Origin of the sequence: Methanoregula sp., from assembly GCF_023227875.1 — an archaeon.
GTDB lineage: Archaea > Halobacteriota > Methanomicrobia > Methanomicrobiales > Methanospirillaceae > Methanoregula.
The window spans coordinates 1-16,224 of record NZ_JALOCH010000005.1 but is presented as its reverse complement, the minus strand read 5'-3'; the positions used below and the strand labels follow the sequence as shown (position 1 = coordinate 16,224).

16 protein-coding genes are annotated in these 16,224 nt (G+C 55.6%); 7 read left to right on the top strand and 9 right to left on the bottom strand.

What is annotated here, in order from left to right; translation table 11 throughout:
* Nucleotides 1-39 precede the first annotated feature (39 nt).
* Nucleotides 40-486: a hypothetical protein gene (locus M0R30_RS06380; RefSeq protein ID WP_292544854.1), complete on the top strand. Its 447-nt coding sequence runs from the start codon at nucleotides 40-42 to the stop codon at nucleotides 484-486.
* A 60-nt stretch (nucleotides 487-546) separates the two neighbouring features.
* Here M0R30_RS06380 and M0R30_RS06375 read toward each other — a convergent pair whose 3' ends face one another.
* Entirely contained in the window at nucleotides 547-1,635 is a 1,089-nt protein-coding gene (locus M0R30_RS06375) for a hypothetical protein (protein WP_292544851.1), read from the bottom strand.
* A 223-nt stretch (nucleotides 1,636-1,858) separates the two neighbouring features.
* Between M0R30_RS06375 and M0R30_RS06370 the strand changes: the two genes are divergently transcribed.
* Both M0R30_RS06370 and M0R30_RS06365 read left to right on the top strand, forming a co-directional pair.
* On the top strand, nucleotides 1,859-2,479 hold the full coding sequence (locus tag M0R30_RS06370) for a hypothetical protein (protein WP_292544848.1): 621 nt from the start codon (nucleotides 1,859-1,861) through the stop codon (nucleotides 2,477-2,479).
* 44 nt (nucleotides 2,480-2,523) lie between these two features.
* Nucleotides 2,524-3,684 (top strand): NAD(P)/FAD-dependent oxidoreductase, encoded by a 1,161-nt coding sequence (locus M0R30_RS06365; protein WP_292544845.1) that lies wholly within the window; start codon nucleotides 2,524-2,526, stop codon nucleotides 3,682-3,684.
* On the opposite strand, the gene M0R30_RS06360 is transcribed toward M0R30_RS06365, so the two are convergent.
* The 5 genes from M0R30_RS06360 to M0R30_RS06340 all read right to left on the bottom strand — a co-directional run bounded on the left by M0R30_RS06360 (nucleotide 3,685) and on the right by M0R30_RS06340 (nucleotide 8,664).
* Nucleotides 3,685-5,982, bottom strand: a complete 2,298-nt coding sequence (locus M0R30_RS06360; protein WP_292544841.1) for a response regulator — start codon at nucleotides 5,980-5,982, stop codon at nucleotides 3,685-3,687. It lies immediately after the preceding gene.
* A gap of 84 nt (nucleotides 5,983-6,066) precedes the next feature.
* A complete protein-coding gene (locus M0R30_RS06355) occupies nucleotides 6,067-6,312 on the bottom strand; it encodes a hypothetical protein (protein WP_292544838.1) in 246 nt (81 codons plus the stop codon).
* Between the two features lie 186 nt (nucleotides 6,313-6,498).
* Nucleotides 6,499-6,705 (bottom strand): histone family protein, encoded by a 207-nt coding sequence (locus tag M0R30_RS06350; protein ID WP_292544835.1) that lies wholly within the window; start codon nucleotides 6,703-6,705, stop codon nucleotides 6,499-6,501.
* A 196-nt stretch (nucleotides 6,706-6,901) separates the two neighbouring features.
* Nucleotides 6,902-7,666 carry a methanogenesis marker protein Mmp4/MtxX gene (gene mtxX, locus M0R30_RS06345; RefSeq protein ID WP_292544832.1) on the bottom strand — a complete coding sequence of 255 codons (765 nt, stop codon included), beginning with the start codon at nucleotides 7,664-7,666 and terminating at the stop codon, nucleotides 6,902-6,904.
* Complete coding sequence (locus tag M0R30_RS06340) at nucleotides 7,651-8,664, bottom strand: methanogenesis marker 2 protein (protein WP_292544829.1); 1,014 nt, start codon at nucleotides 8,662-8,664, stop codon at nucleotides 7,651-7,653. The genes mtxX and M0R30_RS06340 overlap by 16 nt, the downstream gene beginning before the upstream one ends.
* Before the next feature lie 95 nt (nucleotides 8,665-8,759).
* Here M0R30_RS06340 and M0R30_RS06335 point away from each other — a divergent pair, with 95 nt between their 5' ends.
* Complete coding sequence (locus tag M0R30_RS06335; RefSeq protein WP_292544826.1) at nucleotides 8,760-10,202, top strand: replication factor C large subunit; 1,443 nt, start codon at nucleotides 8,760-8,762, stop codon at nucleotides 10,200-10,202.
* Here M0R30_RS06335 and M0R30_RS06330 read toward each other — a convergent pair.
* Nucleotides 10,179-10,598 (bottom strand): UPF0146 family protein, encoded by a 420-nt coding sequence (locus M0R30_RS06330; RefSeq protein WP_292544824.1) that lies wholly within the window; start codon nucleotides 10,596-10,598, stop codon nucleotides 10,179-10,181. The two genes, M0R30_RS06335 and M0R30_RS06330, sit on opposite strands and share 24 nt — an antisense overlap.
* 17 nt (nucleotides 10,599-10,615) lie before the next feature.
* On the opposite strand from M0R30_RS06330, the gene M0R30_RS06325 reads away from it, so the two are divergent.
* Both M0R30_RS06325 and M0R30_RS06320 read left to right on the top strand, forming a co-directional pair.
* Nucleotides 10,616-11,155, top strand: a complete 540-nt coding sequence (locus M0R30_RS06325; protein ID WP_292544821.1) for an archaemetzincin family Zn-dependent metalloprotease — start codon at nucleotides 10,616-10,618, stop codon at nucleotides 11,153-11,155.
* 127 nt (nucleotides 11,156-11,282) lie between these two features.
* Nucleotides 11,283-12,275 carry a histone deacetylase gene (locus M0R30_RS06320; protein ID WP_292544818.1) on the top strand — a complete coding sequence of 331 codons (993 nt, stop codon included), beginning with the start codon at nucleotides 11,283-11,285 and terminating at the stop codon, nucleotides 12,273-12,275.
* Between the two features lie 32 nt (nucleotides 12,276-12,307).
* Here M0R30_RS06320 and M0R30_RS06315 read toward each other — a convergent pair whose 3' ends face one another.
* A complete protein-coding gene (locus tag M0R30_RS06315; protein ID WP_292544814.1) occupies nucleotides 12,308-12,883 on the bottom strand; it encodes an RDD family protein in 576 nt (191 codons plus the stop codon).
* Nucleotides 12,884-13,032: 149 nt separating this feature from the next.
* Between M0R30_RS06315 and M0R30_RS06310 the strand changes: the two genes are divergently transcribed.
* Complete coding sequence (locus M0R30_RS06310) at nucleotides 13,033-14,175, top strand: hypothetical protein (RefSeq protein WP_292544811.1); 1,143 nt, start codon at nucleotides 13,033-13,035, stop codon at nucleotides 14,173-14,175.
* 148 nt (nucleotides 14,176-14,323) lie between these two features.
* Here the strand turns inward: M0R30_RS06310 and M0R30_RS06305 are convergent, their stop codons facing one another.
* The gene (locus M0R30_RS06305) at nucleotides 14,324-15,751 is read right to left on the bottom strand and encodes a C45 family peptidase (RefSeq protein ID WP_292544809.1); all 1,428 of its coding nucleotides are present in this window, start codon (nucleotides 15,749-15,751) and stop codon (nucleotides 14,324-14,326) included.
* Nucleotides 15,752-16,224 lie beyond the last annotated feature (473 nt).

Below are 16,224 nucleotides of genomic sequence, written 5' to 3'. Positions count from 1 at the left end.
GGAACAAATGTATTCTGATGCTGACACGGGAGGATTCCCATGAATATGACGCCAAAACTGGAGCACGGGCTGGTACTGTTCCTTGTCCTCATGTTCCTGATACCCTGCGGACTGATCGTTTTCATATCCGGTGAAGTACCGTACCGTCTGGTTCCCGGTGAGCCGGTGAAGGATGCTGCACAGGCCGCGGGAATCACTATCACCAGCGTCAAGGATACCACGTGGAACCTGACCGGGGCAACCGGCGGAAAAGTCTACGTCCTCACTGACAGTTCCGGTAATGTCGTGACAATGTCCACGCAGGCTTTTAACAGCGCAGAATCACGTGACGCGGCGATCCTCCTGTACAATGCCCACCCGGTGGGAAAGGGAAAACCTGTGGGCAGCCTGCTCGTGGTCGGCCAGTACCTGGTCTATGTGACGCCAGCGAACAGCGGGATCCTGGAGACGATTGCACCGGAGCTGAAAAAGACAACCGGCCCCTGATACTACCGGCATGGCCGGGGTGTCCCCCTGCCACTTTTTTAGCCCTGACAGGGCCACCTGTTACCGGCGTTCTTTGATGTAGCCTTTGATCGCGGTCAGGGTGGTACTGTCCATCATTACGGAGAAGTCAAGATCGATGACGTACACGGGAAACACTCCTAAGAGGGAATTTCTCCTGACCTGGTAGATCCGGGATTCCAGGAGCCGGGACGTCACCTCATACCGCTGCTCGGCACTTTCCGGTGAGCCGGGGGTGCTGTCCCCGGCATCCCGTGCAAGGCTGCGAAGCACATCCTCCCGGTGTTCCATCAGGCGTTCCGCCATCACCCGGCTCGTGTTCCCGTGGATGGAGCGGATGATGAAATACTGGCTTATCGCAAGGATGCCCAGCGGGAGGAACAGGTTTGCGAGCCTGGTCAGCCCGGATTCCGTGAGGAACATATTCAGCGTGAAACCCGGCAGGAGGATGATCGTTGTCAGGAAGATGAAGACAACGATGAGAAACCCGGTAAGGAAGAGGAGCGAGATGATCCAGGGGGGAAGCTCGCGGGAGAGGCGGGTCCTGACATGATCGATATTATCGGCAAACGCGGTGGTGAAAGGCTCGACTTTCCCGATGATGGCATAAAAAATGATGATAATCGCTGACTGGACAATGACGAAGAGGGTGATCCCGGCAGGCAGGCCGGCGTGCCAGGCGATCAGGGTGAACGCGATGTCCACGGAAAAGAGCAGGCTGATCGCAAACGTGAGTGTCCGGCAGTTCATGAAGAACGTGTTGATGAAGATCCGGGTGAACTGGCGGGTCCCGGACGTGATGCCATTCTCCCAGAGCCATGCATGAAATCTGGCAATTTCCGGTTTCTTAAAATCCGCGGCTTGTGGGTTTGTCGGGATGAGGAGGGTGATGAAATAGAACATATTGAGATAGAAACTGGCAGCAACGAACAGGAAGATGTAATCGTTACGGGTCACCAGGAAGAGGAGATTTGTCAGGATACAGAGACCAAGGATACCCCGCTGAAGGGCAAGGGGTTCGCGTTGCGCGAGAAGTTTACGGCGGTTCGTCTCTGCAGCGGATAATTCACGGCCAATGATCTCCCCGAGTGATACCGGGGTACCGGATATACCATGATTTTCTGCTGGCATAGGAGTCGGGGACAAACACTACATCCGCCTTGAGGTCCGGGAGAAAAAATTCCGCTAACGTCTCTCACCAGTGTATTGACCTCCGGTAATAAGTACACATCGTTTGCCGGAATAGTCTTAAGCGATGAAGTACCGAAAACTCCCTGTGAAATGCAGATGTCCTTCCAAGTCCCCCGGATAACCGTGTGGCTGGACAGTATCCATTTTGTAGTTGTATTACCAAATGAAGTGTAGGAAATGCGTGGACAGCGGGACCATGCTGGTGAATATGATGTTTGACAAAAAAATATCGTGCCTCTTCCGGGGTATGGTTGGAATAATCTTCGGGTTTTTGGCCCTCATGCTTCCCGGGCCCATGCTCGGGGCATTCTATGGGTTTTTCTGGATCCTGCTGATCCTCGGTATCGGCATTTTAATCTTCCTTGCCATTACGGGAAGAGGCGAGGAGTCGATGCTCTGGTTCAGTATGGCCGCAGTACTGCTGGTTGTGGGGGTCGTCTCGTTCCTCAATTCCGGCTTTGTTGCCATCATGTTCATCCTGATTATTGCAGCCGTTGCGTTCTATAATGGTTTCACCGACATCACGCTCGCGCTCAGGCACCCGAAAACAAAATATATCCTTATCCCCGGTATGATCCTGACAGGTTTCGCTCTCCTTGGCATCCTGTTCTATTACTTCCCGGGTTTTAAGGATAACCTCATTCTCTCGGTTATGGGTACGTTTGCCCTGGCATTCGGCTTGTTCTCCGTCCTGCTCGGGTTCTATCATCCCGAAGGTGAGGGGAGCGATGGATCTTCCCCGACAACTGCATGCACAACCCACAAGTACGGCGGGAGAAAATAATCCCCGTCCCCTCCTTTTTGTAACGGGACCCGCGTTCATCCCGGATGATTTCACAAACTATGACCTACGATGTTGTCGTTGTCGGTGCAGGGCCTGCCGGTAGTGCAGCAGCTACCGAGTGTGCCGGCCTGGGGCTGAAGACACTCTGCATCGAGGAACATGGCACCATCGGCTATCCCGTCCAGTGTGCCGGCCTCCTCTCCAACGCGGCGTTTGCCGAATGCCGCGTGTCGGACCATTCCGTCCTCAACCGGGTGTCCGGTGCCCGCGTTATATCAGGCCAGGGTTCCAGTATCCTCATCGATGCGAAAAAAACCATGGCGCTGGTTGTTGACCGGGGGGCACTCGACCGGGAGATGGCAGAAAATGCGGCCCGCGCCGGTGCGGAGTTCCTCCTGAAGACGAGCGTCTGCGGCATCAGGGACAACACGCTCATCACCCGGGGAGTCCACCAGGAAGAACCGATCCCGTTTAAGGTCCTGATCGCTGCCGACGGGCCACGGAGCACGGTTGCCCGGATGCTCGGCATGCAGCGGGCACCGGTATATCTTGCCGGTATCCAGGCTGACTCGCTGCACGAAACGGACCCCCGTTTTGTCGAACTCTACCCGGATGCATCGCCCGGGTTCTTTGGCTGGTCGATCCCCACGGCACCGGGCCGGGTGCGGGTCGGTCTCTGTGCCCGGTCGAACGCACAGGAGCATTTTGCCACCTTCATCAGAAAATTCAGCGATTCTTCCGTGCATCTCGTCACGGGTACCATTCCCCTCGGGGTCATGCCGAAGACCTACGGTCACCGGACGCTGTTTGTCGGGGATGCCGCAGGCTTTGCGAAACCAACTTCCGGTGGCGGGGTATATACCGGTATCCGGTCGGCCCGGCATGCGGCCGCGGTCGCAGCAGAGGCATGTGCATCCAGCCGGTTCGACGATTCCGTCCTGTCCGGGTATGAACGCCGGTGGAAGGCGGATATCGGGAACGAGCTTGCCCTGGGGTTCAGGTTCCTCGAGATGCGGCAGCACCTCTCCGGGCAGGACATCGACGATCTGGTCCGTGCCCTCAATGATCCGGAAATCATCAGGACAATTGAGGAGTACGGCGACATGGACCGGCCGTCGACACTCGCAAAAAAACTGCTTTTCAGGCCTGAAATGATCCGGCTTCTCCGGCCTCTCGTGCAGGCAGGACTGAAGTCCCTCTTCTGATCACCGGGAATTTCCGGGAATTTCCGGGGCATCCGATCCGGTGATCTGTATATGGCACCGGTCTGCCATTTTATTCGCGGAATAGCGGTACTTCCCGTGTGGCACGCGGATCTCGAACCGGGCCCCCTTATGGTACTCCCCGATCTCGGTGATACTGATGCCGGTGATGGAGAGGATCTCCCGCACCAGGAACAGGCCAAGACCGGTATTCTTCCCGAATCCCTTGGAAAAAATACTGATTTTATCCGATGGGGGAACCCCCATGCCATTATCTTCGATCATAACTGTCACGCCGTCTCGTGATTTCTGGGCAGATATACGGAGCGTGGTCACATTCCCCCCGTGCTGGATGGCGTTCTCCGCAAGATTGTAAAATGCCCGCTCAAGGAGAGGATCGGCAAAGACTTCCAGGTCGCCCGTATCCGACTGGACAAATATTTTACGGATATCGAGGCGGGCACAGGCATGGAAAAACACGTCATGGACGTTCTGCCAGCCCGGCGCTGCCACCCCAAGGTTCTGGTACAGCTTCGTGAACTCGATGTTCTCGCCGATGGTCCCAACGATCTCCTGGATCTTCCGGACGTACATGGTGTACTCGGGTTCCTGCGGGTGATCCCTGACGAGCTCGATGTACCCCCCGAGGACCGTAAGCTTGTTCCGGATGTCATGGCGGGTGATCTCGGACAACAGGTTGAGTTTCTTGTTGGCAAGCTGTAATGCGTCCTGGGCCATCTGGATCTCCGATATATCATGGAAGATTCCCATGACATGGCGCCTGCCCCCGAGATCGATGGCCGTTGAACTCACGATGACCGGAATCAGCCGGCCGTCACTGCCGGTAACGAGGAGGGAATGCGATCCGGTCCCCTTCCTGGCCGTGTCGGTGAAGTACCCCTGGTATTTCTCATGGAATTCTGCCGGGAAGATCCCGGTAAAGTTCATCGCCCTGAGTTCGGCAAGGGTCTTCCCGAAGAGCTCCAGTGCTCTATGGTTTGCATCGGTGAACATGCTGGTCTCCGCATCCAGGACAACGATCGCGTCAATGGCATGGTTCATGAGCCCCCGGTTCTTCTCATTTTCCATCCGGAGCTCGTCTTCGATCCGCTTGCGGGCGGTGATATCCGTCCCTACACATAAAACCCCCTCGAAAACACCGTCCCTGTCATAGATGGGTTTGTTCCACCAGTGGATCCAGACCCGGTCACCGTTTTTCGTGACATTCTCATTTTCATTATTCACGTAATCCTCAGGATGCCGGATGATATTCTCGATCATGTGGGAGAGGTCCCGGTCAGATCCGGATTCCTGCGCCGGGACAACCGTCCCGACAACCGGTTTCCCGAGGATCTCCGTGGCGGTGAACCCAAAGAAACGTTGTGCAAACTCGTTGAAAAAGGTGATATTGCCGGATTTGTCCAGTTTCAGGATGATGCTGTTGGCATTCTCGACCAGTTCCCGGTATTTCGCCTCGCTTTCCCGCAGGGTCTGGTCCACTTTCTTCTGCCCGGTCACGTCCCGCACGGACTCGATAGCGCCGGTGATGTTCCCGTTCTTGTCATAGAGACGGCTGGCTTTTGCCCAGATATGCACCGTGTCGCTACCGGGTTTTTCAATGACCGTTTCGGCGGTAATGGTCGTACCGGCATTTAAGAGATCATGGTAGTTCTCCTTCGTATACTGTTCATCCGGGGAAAGGACGAGGTCGATAAGGATGGGCCTGCGGGTCGTGTAAAACGGGATTGCGTATTCGTACTGCCCCCTGCCCACCATATCTGTGGCAGGCATGCCGGTCATCATCTCGATCGCCTTGTTCCAGGCGATTATTTTTCCCGCTGTATCGATGGCAAACGTTGCATCGGGAAGGAAATTAATGATATCAGACAGCCTCTGTTCGGAATCCCTGAGTGCATCGACTGCTCGCCGGCGCTCCAGGGCTGCGAGGATCTTGTGACGGAGCTCTGCGAACTGGGGCCGGGCATCCCCCCCTTTCTGGAGATAAAAATCCGCACCGTTGTTGATCGCCTCGATGACCACCTCCTCCCTTCCTTTGCCGGTGAACAGGATGAACGGCGTGGACCGTCCCATGCCCCGCACCTGCTTGAGGAACTCGATGCCGTCCATCACGGGCATCTGGTAATCGGATATGATGGCATCAAACGTTCCCCCTGCCATCAGCTCCAGGCCTTCCGGCGAGGATGCGGTTGTCGTGACAGAAAATTCCCCCTCCCTCTCAAGGAACAGTTTTCCCAGGTTGAGCAGTTCCGGCTCATCGTCAACATAGAGGAGGGATATCATTAATTCCAATATCTTTCGATGAGTGAAAAATGTTTCTCGCTTAAATTCCGTATCCGGGGAAACGCTCCCCGGAATATCGGGACGCTATGAGCACTTTTTATCAGTAAGTGCAGTCCGGATCTGTTCCTTGACCGGCGCTGGAAGATCGAGGCAATCAAGTGCCCTCGTAAGGAGGAGCCGGCCCATCTCCTGCCCTTCCGGAGTTGCAAGGTACCTGTCGATGGTCTTCTGGCCTTCGGGAGATGTGAGGAATTTCCGTATCGTTTCCTGTCCTTTCGGTGACGTGGCGTACCCGGCAATCATTCCCTGCATGTAGTCAATCTGTACCATTGCCATGGCTCCTATTCTCATCTGATGGAGTGGAATGTCAGATAAAGACTCCTGCACCGGCCTGGATCCCGCGGGGACAAGGGGATGGTCCGGAACATGAAGTGGATGTCCTGATACTACGATAATCCTTTAATGCAGCAATAAAAACTCAAAACAGATTCCAAAGTTTTAGAAAAAAAGAGTTGATCAGTTGGACTTTGCAGCCAGATCAACGTCTTCTTTCTTGATGGTCTTTCTTCCAGCGTGCTCGGCAAGCTTGTTGGCTTCCTTGGTCAGCTGGGCGATGTACTTCTCGGCCTTTGCCACAAGTGCCTCTGCTGCATCGCTTCCTACTCTCTCGGCTCCGTTTTTCTTCGCAATCCTTACAACTGCGGCAATTGGTAAATCTGCCATGTTTCTTACCTCAAAAAGAAATCAACTTGTTATATTTAAATACTTTTTGGGGAAATACTGCAATTTATCCAGTATTATGATATTGGAGGGCATGTTGCACAGCAAGAGGAAATCGGAGTCCGTAATTTCGCAGAATATTTTTTACTCTTAAAAAATGGTTGTTTTTCGAAAAAAGAGGATATTTAAAGGTTTTAAATTATTCCAACAAAGATGCTGCGAGCAATAACGCATTGGTGTAATTTGGTGAGGCGCGCGAAGTATCCACGAAATTTCTGCTGATATTTACCACAGGCGCGCCATGGCCGTACCCGTTCCCCAGGAACGTGAGGGTTCGGAAGATGAGGTTGCCGGAGATGCCGTCCGGTGCAATGATCAGGCCGCACGTCTCGATGGCATCTTCTATCAGGATCTCGCAGTGCTCTGATCCGGAGAGCCGGGCCACGAGCTCGGCTTCTGCCATGCTCGCATCCACCTGCTTGTGGCGTCCCACGTCACCCAGCCGTCCCCCGGACAGCACACCGGTCTTCTCCGGAAGGCCAAATTTTTTCGCAATGATCTTCCCTTTCCGGATCAGCTCGAGTTTTTCCGGGACGGTCCAGCCCTCATCCACACCAACCGGTGTCAGCAGGAATTTTTTCCCGCGGGCAGTCTCCAGCAGGGCGATACGTTCGAGATGGTCAACACCTTCGGCAATCTTCAGCGCCTTCAGCGTTGCATTGGAGGGGAGCGTGCCCCGAACGGCCGCGTCGATCCTGCCGGCCATGAGGTCGTCGATCATTGCCTGTTCGGGACTGGCGTGTTCGGTGATCTGGACGGAGGGGTTCCCCGGTTTTTTGCTGACCACGCCGGGACGACAATAACAGATGACTTCGCAGGTCCCGCTCGCGGCAATGGCACTCTCAATGACCTTGTCGGGATCCTCCAATATACCAATACCGACCCGTCTTACCTTGGCTGGCATGCAACATCCTCTTCAGTCAGGTGCATGATCCCGTTGTTGATAAAGTCGAAGACCTGCGTCTCATCGCCATCATACCGGATCCGAAGGGTCTTCTCATTGTCGACTGTGCCGATCGTTTTTGCGGTCATGCCGACTGCGGCGAATGTCCCGATGAGCTCCGGCACATGTTCCTTCTTCGCGGTCAGGATAAAACCCATGCCCGGGTACATCTTGACCCACTGCTCGAACGTCATGCCGTTCCTGGCAAGGTCCGGTCTTGGGATCAGGCCGAGATCGATCTCGGCCCCCTTGCCGCTGATCTCGAGGAGCATCCCCAGCGTGCCGATGATGCCGGGGTTGCTGATGTCCTTGCCGGCGGTCGCGAGATGTTTCTCTCCGATCTGTTCCAGCACCGCGATCTGTGCCCGGACTTCGGCTGCGGACTTCATGGTGACCGAGTCCCAGTTGAGGGCACAGGAGGGGTGGACCCGACCGTTTAAGTCAATAGCCGCAACAACCACATCGCCGGCCTGTGCCGTATGGCTGTAGATGATCGAGTCAAGCCGGGCTGATCCCAGGATCGAGACATCGATGACACTGTACGGAGCATCCGGGTGCAGGTGTCCCCCGACGATCGGGACACCGAACTGTGCCGAGGCGTCGTGCATCCCCTTCACGACCTGCTCCTGGATCATGCTCTTGGACATGGAGAAGACATCCACCATCGCGATCGGTCGCCCTCCCATTGCCGCGATATCGTGGACGTTGACCAGTACCGAGCAGTACCCGGCCCAGTACGGGTCTGCCTCCATGAGTTTTGACCAGATGCCGTCCGCAGCAAGGAGGAGTGCTTCGCCGTTATGCTCGATCACCGCGGCGTCCTCTCCGAATGCGGCCACAACATGGGGAGCGTCAATCCTGAGTGCCTTGACCATCTCACCGATGGCATGCTTTCTCTTGACACCCTCGTATTCCCGGACTACTTTTGCAATTGTCTCTGTGGAGCAGTTGTGGACCACGACATCACCTGAAAAAACCCGAAACGTAGTTTCGTGTATGCTTCATTTGAGTCTCATCAGAGATAATTTATTTGATACACGGCTAACGTGTCTGTATGGACTGGGCAGAAAAGTACCGGCCCGCACATCTTGCGGACATCGTCGGGAACACGACCGCCGTGCGGCAGATCGCGGAGTGGGCGAGGAACTGGACGAACAAGTCCCGCCCCCTCATGATCTACGGCAAGCCCGGTATCGGCAAGACCTCCGCGGCGTACGCGCTCGCAAACGACATGAACTGGGAGGTCATCGAGCTGAACGCGAGCGACCAGCGGACCGCCGGGGTGATCGAGCGGATCGCCGGCGCCGGGAGCGTGACCGCAAGCCTGACCGGGGCGACGCGCAAGCTCGTTGTCCTCGATGAAGCCGACAACCTCCAGGGGAATGCGGACCGTGGCGGGGCAAAGGCGATCATTGAATGCATCCGGCATGCGCAGCAGCCGATGGTCCTGATCGCAAACGACCTGTACGGACTCTCGCCGGAAATCCGGGCCCGCTGCGACCCGGTCCAGTTCAAGGCAGTCCCTGCCCGTTCCATTGCCCCGCGCCTCAAGTACCTCTGTGCTGCCGAGAAGATCAGCTGCAGCGATGCGGCCATCCATGCGATTGCTGACAGCGCTGAAGGCGACATCCGGTCCGCGGTCAACATGCTCTATGCCTCTGCGATCGGGAGGGACAACCTGGATGACGTGCATGTCCACACGTCCCAGAAAGACGAGCGGGTCTCCATCTTCTCCCTGATCTCGGCCCTGTTTGGCAGGACCGGGGACGAAGAGCTGATGCGGCTCTCGTATGATGTGAACGATACCCCGGAGACCATCGAGCAGTGGGTTGAAGGCAGTGTCCACCTGATCGAGGACCCCGCCGCAATGGGCCGGGCATACCGGCACCTCTCGCGGGCCGACGAATATCTCGGGTATACCTACCGCCGCCAGTACCACACGCTCTGGCGCTACGCAACCGCGGTCATGCTCCTCGGTGTGGCCGATGCCGCCGGGGGAAAGGGCATCCATACCCGGATCATGCCCCCGGAGCGGTGGCAGAAGATGTCGACGGCAAAGAAACAGAAATCCATCCGCCTTGCCACGCTGAACAAGGTCTCTGCCATGATGCACATGCCCCAGAACACGCTGCGGGAGAATTATCTTGGCACGATCTCGCTCTTAGTCGAACAGGACCCTACCGGGTATGCCCGCGAGCTCTCGTTCGATGCCGACCAGCTCAATTTCTTCCTCAATGACCGGGCCCGGTCAACGGAGATCATAAAGGCCCTCATGAAGGAAGAGAAGGAGCGGGAAAAGGAAACCGTGCAGCGGAAAAAGGTGAAGAAAGAGCCAAAGAAAGAGAAACCGCGTGTGGAACCGGCGCCGGTAATCTCCCTCGCTGAAACACCCCCGGAACCCCGGCCGCCAAAGGAAGAGCCCATTGCTCCCAAAGATGAACCTGAAACAAAAAAAGTGCCGGCAAAGACCCAGTCAACCCTGTTTGACGGGTTTTGATCCCCGGACGTACCGGTGGAGGAGCACCCCGCAGTCAATGGGCTCTCCCCCGTTCCCGTAGACCTCGAACCCCATGTGATACACGAGGAGGTCGCACCCGACCTGTTCTGCAAGGGCGATAAGGGGGGGGACCATCTCGACCGCCGGACGGATCGCGTAGATCACATCGGCACCCCGGTAGAATGAGAAGTCCGGTTCGAATACATCGTCGATCCGGAACGCGATCCCTGCTGGCAGGACAAGGTCCTTCACATCCGTGCACCGGACCGGAATGCCCGCGGCATGGATGACCTCCGCTGCGTCAAAGTTCTTCCCGATCCCCACTTCAACAGGACTCGCGTAGTGCCCGGCGATGTACCTGCCGACACAATTCTCAATATGTTTATAGGAGTCCATTCCAACAGAATATAGCGATGCATGTCCATATTTTTTGGGATGCCTTGTCACCCCCCGGTCTCCAGATGCCGGTTTCCCGCATCATCTCCTCGTTACTTGGTGTGCTGACAACGGTGTCGGATAACCCTGTACGGATGATGGGCTACGTCACGGCGCGGAAGCAGATCGATGCGCAGGCACTACTTGACAGCATCCAGGCCTACAAGCACCGTCACGGGATTGACGATCCCGTCCTTCTTGTCGTTCACCAGGACCTGTTCAGGGACGGCAACAGTTTTGTCTTCGGGCTTGCCCGCCAGCAGGTGGGCGCTGCGGTCGTATCGAGCGCCCGGCTCAGCAACGAATATTACGGCCTGCGCAGCAATGACGACGACCTGATCGACCGGATCACCAAGGAAGGCGCCCACGAGATCGGGCACATGCTTGGCCTGGACCACTGCGAGAAGCATGAGTGCATCATGTTCAAGCCCGATACGCTGGATGAACTCGACCGCAAGAAAAAGATGCTCTGCCCGGACTGTTCCGCCCGGCTTGCGGAGATTCTTTCTTCTGACTGACGGATCTTCCCTGTCATCTCCATACTCCCGCTCCTGATATCCTGCGTTCCGCTGGCATAAACTGGATATACCGGAAATTAAAATACTCCCGTAACCTGGCCACGGATTTTTCTGGCAGGGAGCAACGATGGGGCGCTGCTGTGCAATCACCAGTCCGGCCAGTGCCGGGCATGACAATCCTGCTCATCCCGAGTGCAACGCCCGCCTGCTCTCAGCACTTTCGGGTGTTCCCCCGCATGTTCCCGTACGGATCGCGGGACCGGCAGACGAAGAGATCGTGCACACCGTGCATACCCCTTATTACACCGCATGGCTCCGCCAGCGCTGCGCAGCCGCACGGGTTCCCGGTTATCTTGACCCCGATACTTATGTGACACAGGGCTCATATGAAGCGGCCCTCTATGCAGTGGGCGCCGCGATCATGGCCGTTGACCGTTCGCTGGATGGCGAGCACGCATTCGCCCTTGCCCGGCCGCCCGGGCACCATGCCGAACACGACCGGCCAATGGGGTTCTGCCTGCTCAACAATGCGGCGATCGCAGCTGCACATGCGCTTGACATTGTTGACCGTGTCGCCATTGTTGACTGGGACGTCCACCATGGGAACGGGACCGAGCATGCCTTTTATGGAACGGACCGGGTGCTCTACTGTTCAGTCCACCAGCAACACCTGTTCCCGTATTCCGGGAAGATCGGCAACACCGGCACCGGGAACGGGTCTGGTTACACGATCAATGCCCCGCTCCAGGCCGGTTCCGGCATCGCCGATTTCTGGAGCGTATTCTCGGAGATTTTTGTGCCAGCCATCGAGCGGTTCCGGCCCGGTGCCCTGATCATTTCCTCCGGTCAGGATACCCTCCACGATGATCTGCTTGGCGGCATGGACCTGCGGCCGGAGGATTTTTTCATCCTGACCCGGCTCCTCATGCAGGCCGCGGACTGTCCTATAGCTCTCGTGCTGGAAGGCGGCTACAGCCCCTCCCACGGTGCGGCCGTATCACAGATCTTTTCAGCGATCCTGTCGGGAAGCACTCCTGGTCCCGGTGGTCCCCCGCATCAAATGACCCGGGATACGGTTGTCGTACTGAAAAAGCATCTCCCGCTGATCCGGAAATCCTGAATTATCAAAAGACAAGATCTAAAAAATTTCCGTTATTCCTTGTCCTTCATGTACAGGATACCGTCAGGTTCCTTGTAATCGGTCTTGATCACAATGGTGTTGGAGAGCCGGTTGAACATACGGAGCTTGGTGCCTGGCATCGCGAGCCAGCCGATGAGGCAGTCAAGCGGGAGGATGAATGCCTTGCCGAAACTCTCGATGGCGGCCGTGCCGTAACGGATCTTCGTGCCATCGCGATTGACCACTTTTAAGTTCATCACCATCTTGCCAATGGACTGGCCCCTTCCCAGGAACCCTTCCATAGCGGTCCAGTATAAGAAGAAGAACAGGGTCTGGAACCCGAATTCAAATGGTTCCCAATGCTGGAAATCGATATACAACGGGATGTTCCAGAACGGGGCAAAGATGCCGCGGATAATATTGAGGAAGAGGATCACCATGCAGAAGTCGATGAGCCATGCCCAGAACCGCGTGCTCCACTTTGCCAGGTACAGGGTGCGGCCGCGTTCCTGGCGGATACCAACGGATTCTTCAGGGGCGGGCTGGGCCGACACGGTACTGTCCTGTGCCACTCCATCGGGTACGGGTGCCTGAACGTCTTCTGTCATTTCCGGATAGCTGTTATCTGCTGGAATGGATGAAGGTTACTCTTTTGTATGAGCCCGTAAATCCTCAATCCGGGAAGAAACTATTTCTTGGCGGACAGATCAACGTTAAAACCAGTGATACACTCAAAATAACGGAGCGACCTGTTGATATGACCGATGCAGTCATTATCGAACACGCGGAGTCCCGGCACGGGACCATCATGCGTTATTACCAGTACGGGAACGGGGGAGTCCGCGTACTTGACGGAGGAAAAGTCCAGAAACGGCTATACCGGTTCGACCCGTCAACCAATATCATGACGGAGCACGACCTGTCCCGCCAGGATACGATCCTGCGCCGTTTTATCTTCGATTCGTACGGGATGCTCGAAGAGACATTTGCCTTCGGGCAACCGCCCCGGACATTCAAGTACGAGGCAGGAGCGCAGCGGATCGCCGTCCGGGAAGGCGGCGATTATGGTGCCGTAGGAAAACTGTTCACGTTCGAGGATAAGGGAGTGTCGGAGACCGGCTGGGGACGGAACGGCGAGATCGAGCGGGTGTTCGTGTTTGAGTCCGGCGATGATGCGATCACGATCCGGTCGGGAGGATGGTTCGGCAATGTCGACCGGACGATCGTCTTTGAACGGATCCGTGCCTCCGTGTTCCGGGAACCGGAAGCGTTCCTGCAGTTCCTGATGTTCACCGAATGGAGCGAGAGCGAGCGTGAGGAGATCATCAACGATGAGGTGGCGAAGATCCGGGGAGAGAAAAAACGGGCCCCCGGCCAGAGCCCGTACGCATACACTGGAGTACGGCATACGCCATCCGATGTTGGTGGGGCGGCCGGGCGTGGTGCCGGGTCCCGTGTGCCAGCCCGGGCTTCCCGGAGCATTTCCGATGATCCCGGTATCGATTTTATTTCCGACAGTGATGCACCGGCGCCGGCTGCCCCCCGGGGGTCGTTGTCACGACAGAGTGCAAGCATCCCCTTTGAGGAACGCCGGCAGCAGCGCGACCGTGATGCCCAGGAACGGTACACCTCCGTGAGAAGCGATGAGATCGCGCTCCAGGACCGGTTCGAACGGGCACGCAGCGAGCGGGGGGAGCTCTCAAAAGGGCGGAGTGTTGAGATCCCTCTTGAGGAACGGTTCCAGGGTGCGAGAGAGAAGGAGCAGCTTTCCCGGGGGGGGAGTGTCGACATTCCTCTGGATGAGCGGTTCGAGAGTGCCCGGCGCGAACGGGAGAAGTTATCCCGGGGGAAGAGCGCCGATATCCCGTACAGCGAACGACGGGGTGGCAGGGACCGATAAAAAAAGGAGATTATTCGTCGCAGCGGAGTTGTCCGCCCTTTGTTTATTTCTGCATACAACTGCACAGGGTCGTTCGTACTAATATCTTACTGTCGGTTGTATTCTTTTCCGGGAGTATCAACAAACCAAAATAAAAAGAAAAAAGGGGTCATGGAATATCCTTATCTTCGATAGTAAACACATTCCAGGAACGAGTTGGAAAAGATTTGAGATAATCTTCCATGTATCCCCACTGCGGGTGTTGTTCCAGGAATGCATCGGCATCAAAGGCCATGCCTGATGGTAATCCCCACCGGGCTTCAAAACTCATATTTGCCGCCATGGCAGAATCGCCCACCTTGCCGTCGAAGGAACCTGCCGGGCGGTAGGCAGGAGCACTCGTGGCCGGATCCGGATCGAGCCAGTATGCCCCTTCGATCGACCGGGATGACGGGGTTGTCGTTCTGCGCCAGACATCGTAATGGTTGGAGAGGACCACTTTTGCGGTATCAGGAGAGAGTCTTCCCTTGTATTCCTCCATCAGCTGCGAGAGGCGGACAAGCCGTGCACCCACCGGGTTCCGCACATCGGTCGGGTTGAACCCGGAAACCTCAAAATTCCGGATCCGCGGGTCTGCAACATTGTTTGCCGTGACAAAGTACCCGTTCCTGGTTTTGGTCACGCTGGAGAACTTGAGGCCCTGCTCAAATCTCATGATCTCGCCGGTGTTGAGATCCCCGACCAGCCACGCGTTTGCCACGCCCCCGCTCCGGTTCGTGTCCATGATCGTGACAAATTCATCCAGGCTATCCGCATACTGCGCTGCCTTTCGCATCCGGTAAAAATTCGGCGACATGTTCTGCTCGTACTGGTGGAACCCGCCGATCGTTGTCTCGGTGATCATGAGCCCGGCATCGGTCACGACAAAATCGATCGTGCTGTCAAGAAGACCCGGAGCGGTCTGCATCAGAATCCGGCTCCCGTTCTCCGGCTGGATATCTTCTATTAAGTCAAAGTAATGGGCACGTTCAAAGGGATACCAGGACGTATGAGCAAACACAATTCCCTTGTCTTTTGTGTAATCCCCGGTTGCGATAAATGCAGTACAGGAATCCTTCATTATCTCCATCGTCTCGTATGCCCCGGGTTCCTCCTGAGGCCACCAGTACCCCATCATTTCGATAAAGGTATTCCATGCAAGGACCTCATCGTAACTGATATTTGTCCCTGCGGCCATTGCCCCGTCTGCAATCCCGTGCATCTCGGTATTGAATTCATCGTCTATATGCTGAGGATACATCTCCATTGAAGCATTAATGAAATAATTCCATTCCATGCCGGTATCGTGATAGACAAAATACCTGTTGAGATCCTGTATTTCCGCAAGTTCCGATGCCATCAGGTATCCGTGCTGGTACCCCCGTTCATAGGGAGCACCTTCAATATGGAGATAGGTCCACCCGTCTTTTTCAAACCGGTATCCCTTACCGTCCGGAGAAAATGTGATATTTGCCGCTGCAACCGTGCAGCACATCAGCAGGATAAGGGTAAAAATTACCAGGTTTCTGGCATTATTCCAAGGATATTGACGTTTCATGGTATCACCAAAAATATAAATTCGACAGGAAAACAATTTCGCGGAATCTTATATAATCACTAGTATCTGCGCCGGGTCTCCCCGGGAAATCCCCGGGCGGTACGGGATGTCACGGAATCCGGATCAGTCCGGCGGACTCAAGGATCCATTCTCGCAGGAATCAATGGATCGAATAACAGCAATAGCAATCCATCATTTAAAATTAATTAAGCCTTATAACGAAAACATCCTTATCCTTCTCCGGTACGTAAGAGCCCGGAGCGAAATCTATGGAAGAAATTAATAACCAAACAATCAACCATGTTCAGGGCTCGATAAAAAAGATCGCATGGGAGAAATGGATAACCTGCTCTGTTGAAATCCTCATCCAAAAATGGTTGTACCGACGACCAAAAGATCTAAGGTACAATGTCTCCTTTTCTTGAGTGTGAAATCAAATAGAAAGGAGACACTTAAGAAATCAGCGAGCCGGA

Coding starts and splice junctions, on each gene's coding strand:
- M0R30_RS06360 (WP_292544841.1), bottom strand. CDS start 5,982: ATGATATCCCTCCTCTATGTTGACGATGAGCCGGAACTGCTCAACCTG.
- M0R30_RS06375 (WP_292544851.1), bottom strand. CDS start 1,635: ATGCCAGCAGAAAATCATGGTATATCCGGTACCCCGGTATCACTCGGG.
- M0R30_RS06380 (WP_292544854.1), top strand. CDS start 40: ATGAATATGACGCCAAAACTGGAGCACGGGCTGGTACTGTTCCTTGTC.
- M0R30_RS06330 (WP_292544824.1), bottom strand. CDS start 10,598: ATGGACTCCTATAAACATATTGAGAATTGTGTCGGCAGGTACATCGCC.
- M0R30_RS06350 (WP_292544835.1), bottom strand. CDS start 6,705: ATGGCAGATTTACCAATTGCCGCAGTTGTAAGGATTGCGAAGAAAAAC.
- M0R30_RS06315 (WP_292544814.1), bottom strand. CDS start 12,883: ATGACAGAAGACGTTCAGGCACCCGTACCCGATGGAGTGGCACAGGAC.
- M0R30_RS06320 (WP_292544818.1), top strand. CDS start 11,283: ATGGGGCGCTGCTGTGCAATCACCAGTCCGGCCAGTGCCGGGCATGAC.
- M0R30_RS06310 (WP_292544811.1), top strand. CDS start 13,033: ATGACCGATGCAGTCATTATCGAACACGCGGAGTCCCGGCACGGGACC.
- M0R30_RS06365 (WP_292544845.1), top strand. CDS start 2,524: ATGATTTCACAAACTATGACCTACGATGTTGTCGTTGTCGGTGCAGGG.
- M0R30_RS06370 (WP_292544848.1), top strand. CDS start 1,859: ATGAAGTGTAGGAAATGCGTGGACAGCGGGACCATGCTGGTGAATATG.
- M0R30_RS06355 (WP_292544838.1), bottom strand. CDS start 6,312: ATGGTACAGATTGACTACATGCAGGGAATGATTGCCGGGTACGCCACG.
- M0R30_RS06335 (WP_292544826.1), top strand. CDS start 8,760: ATGGACTGGGCAGAAAAGTACCGGCCCGCACATCTTGCGGACATCGTC.
- M0R30_RS06325 (WP_292544821.1), top strand. CDS start 10,616: ATGCATGTCCATATTTTTTGGGATGCCTTGTCACCCCCCGGTCTCCAG.
- mtxX (WP_292544832.1), bottom strand. CDS start 7,666: ATGCCAGCCAAGGTAAGACGGGTCGGTATTGGTATATTGGAGGATCCC.
- M0R30_RS06305 (WP_292544809.1), bottom strand. CDS start 15,751: ATGAAACGTCAATATCCTTGGAATAATGCCAGAAACCTGGTAATTTTT.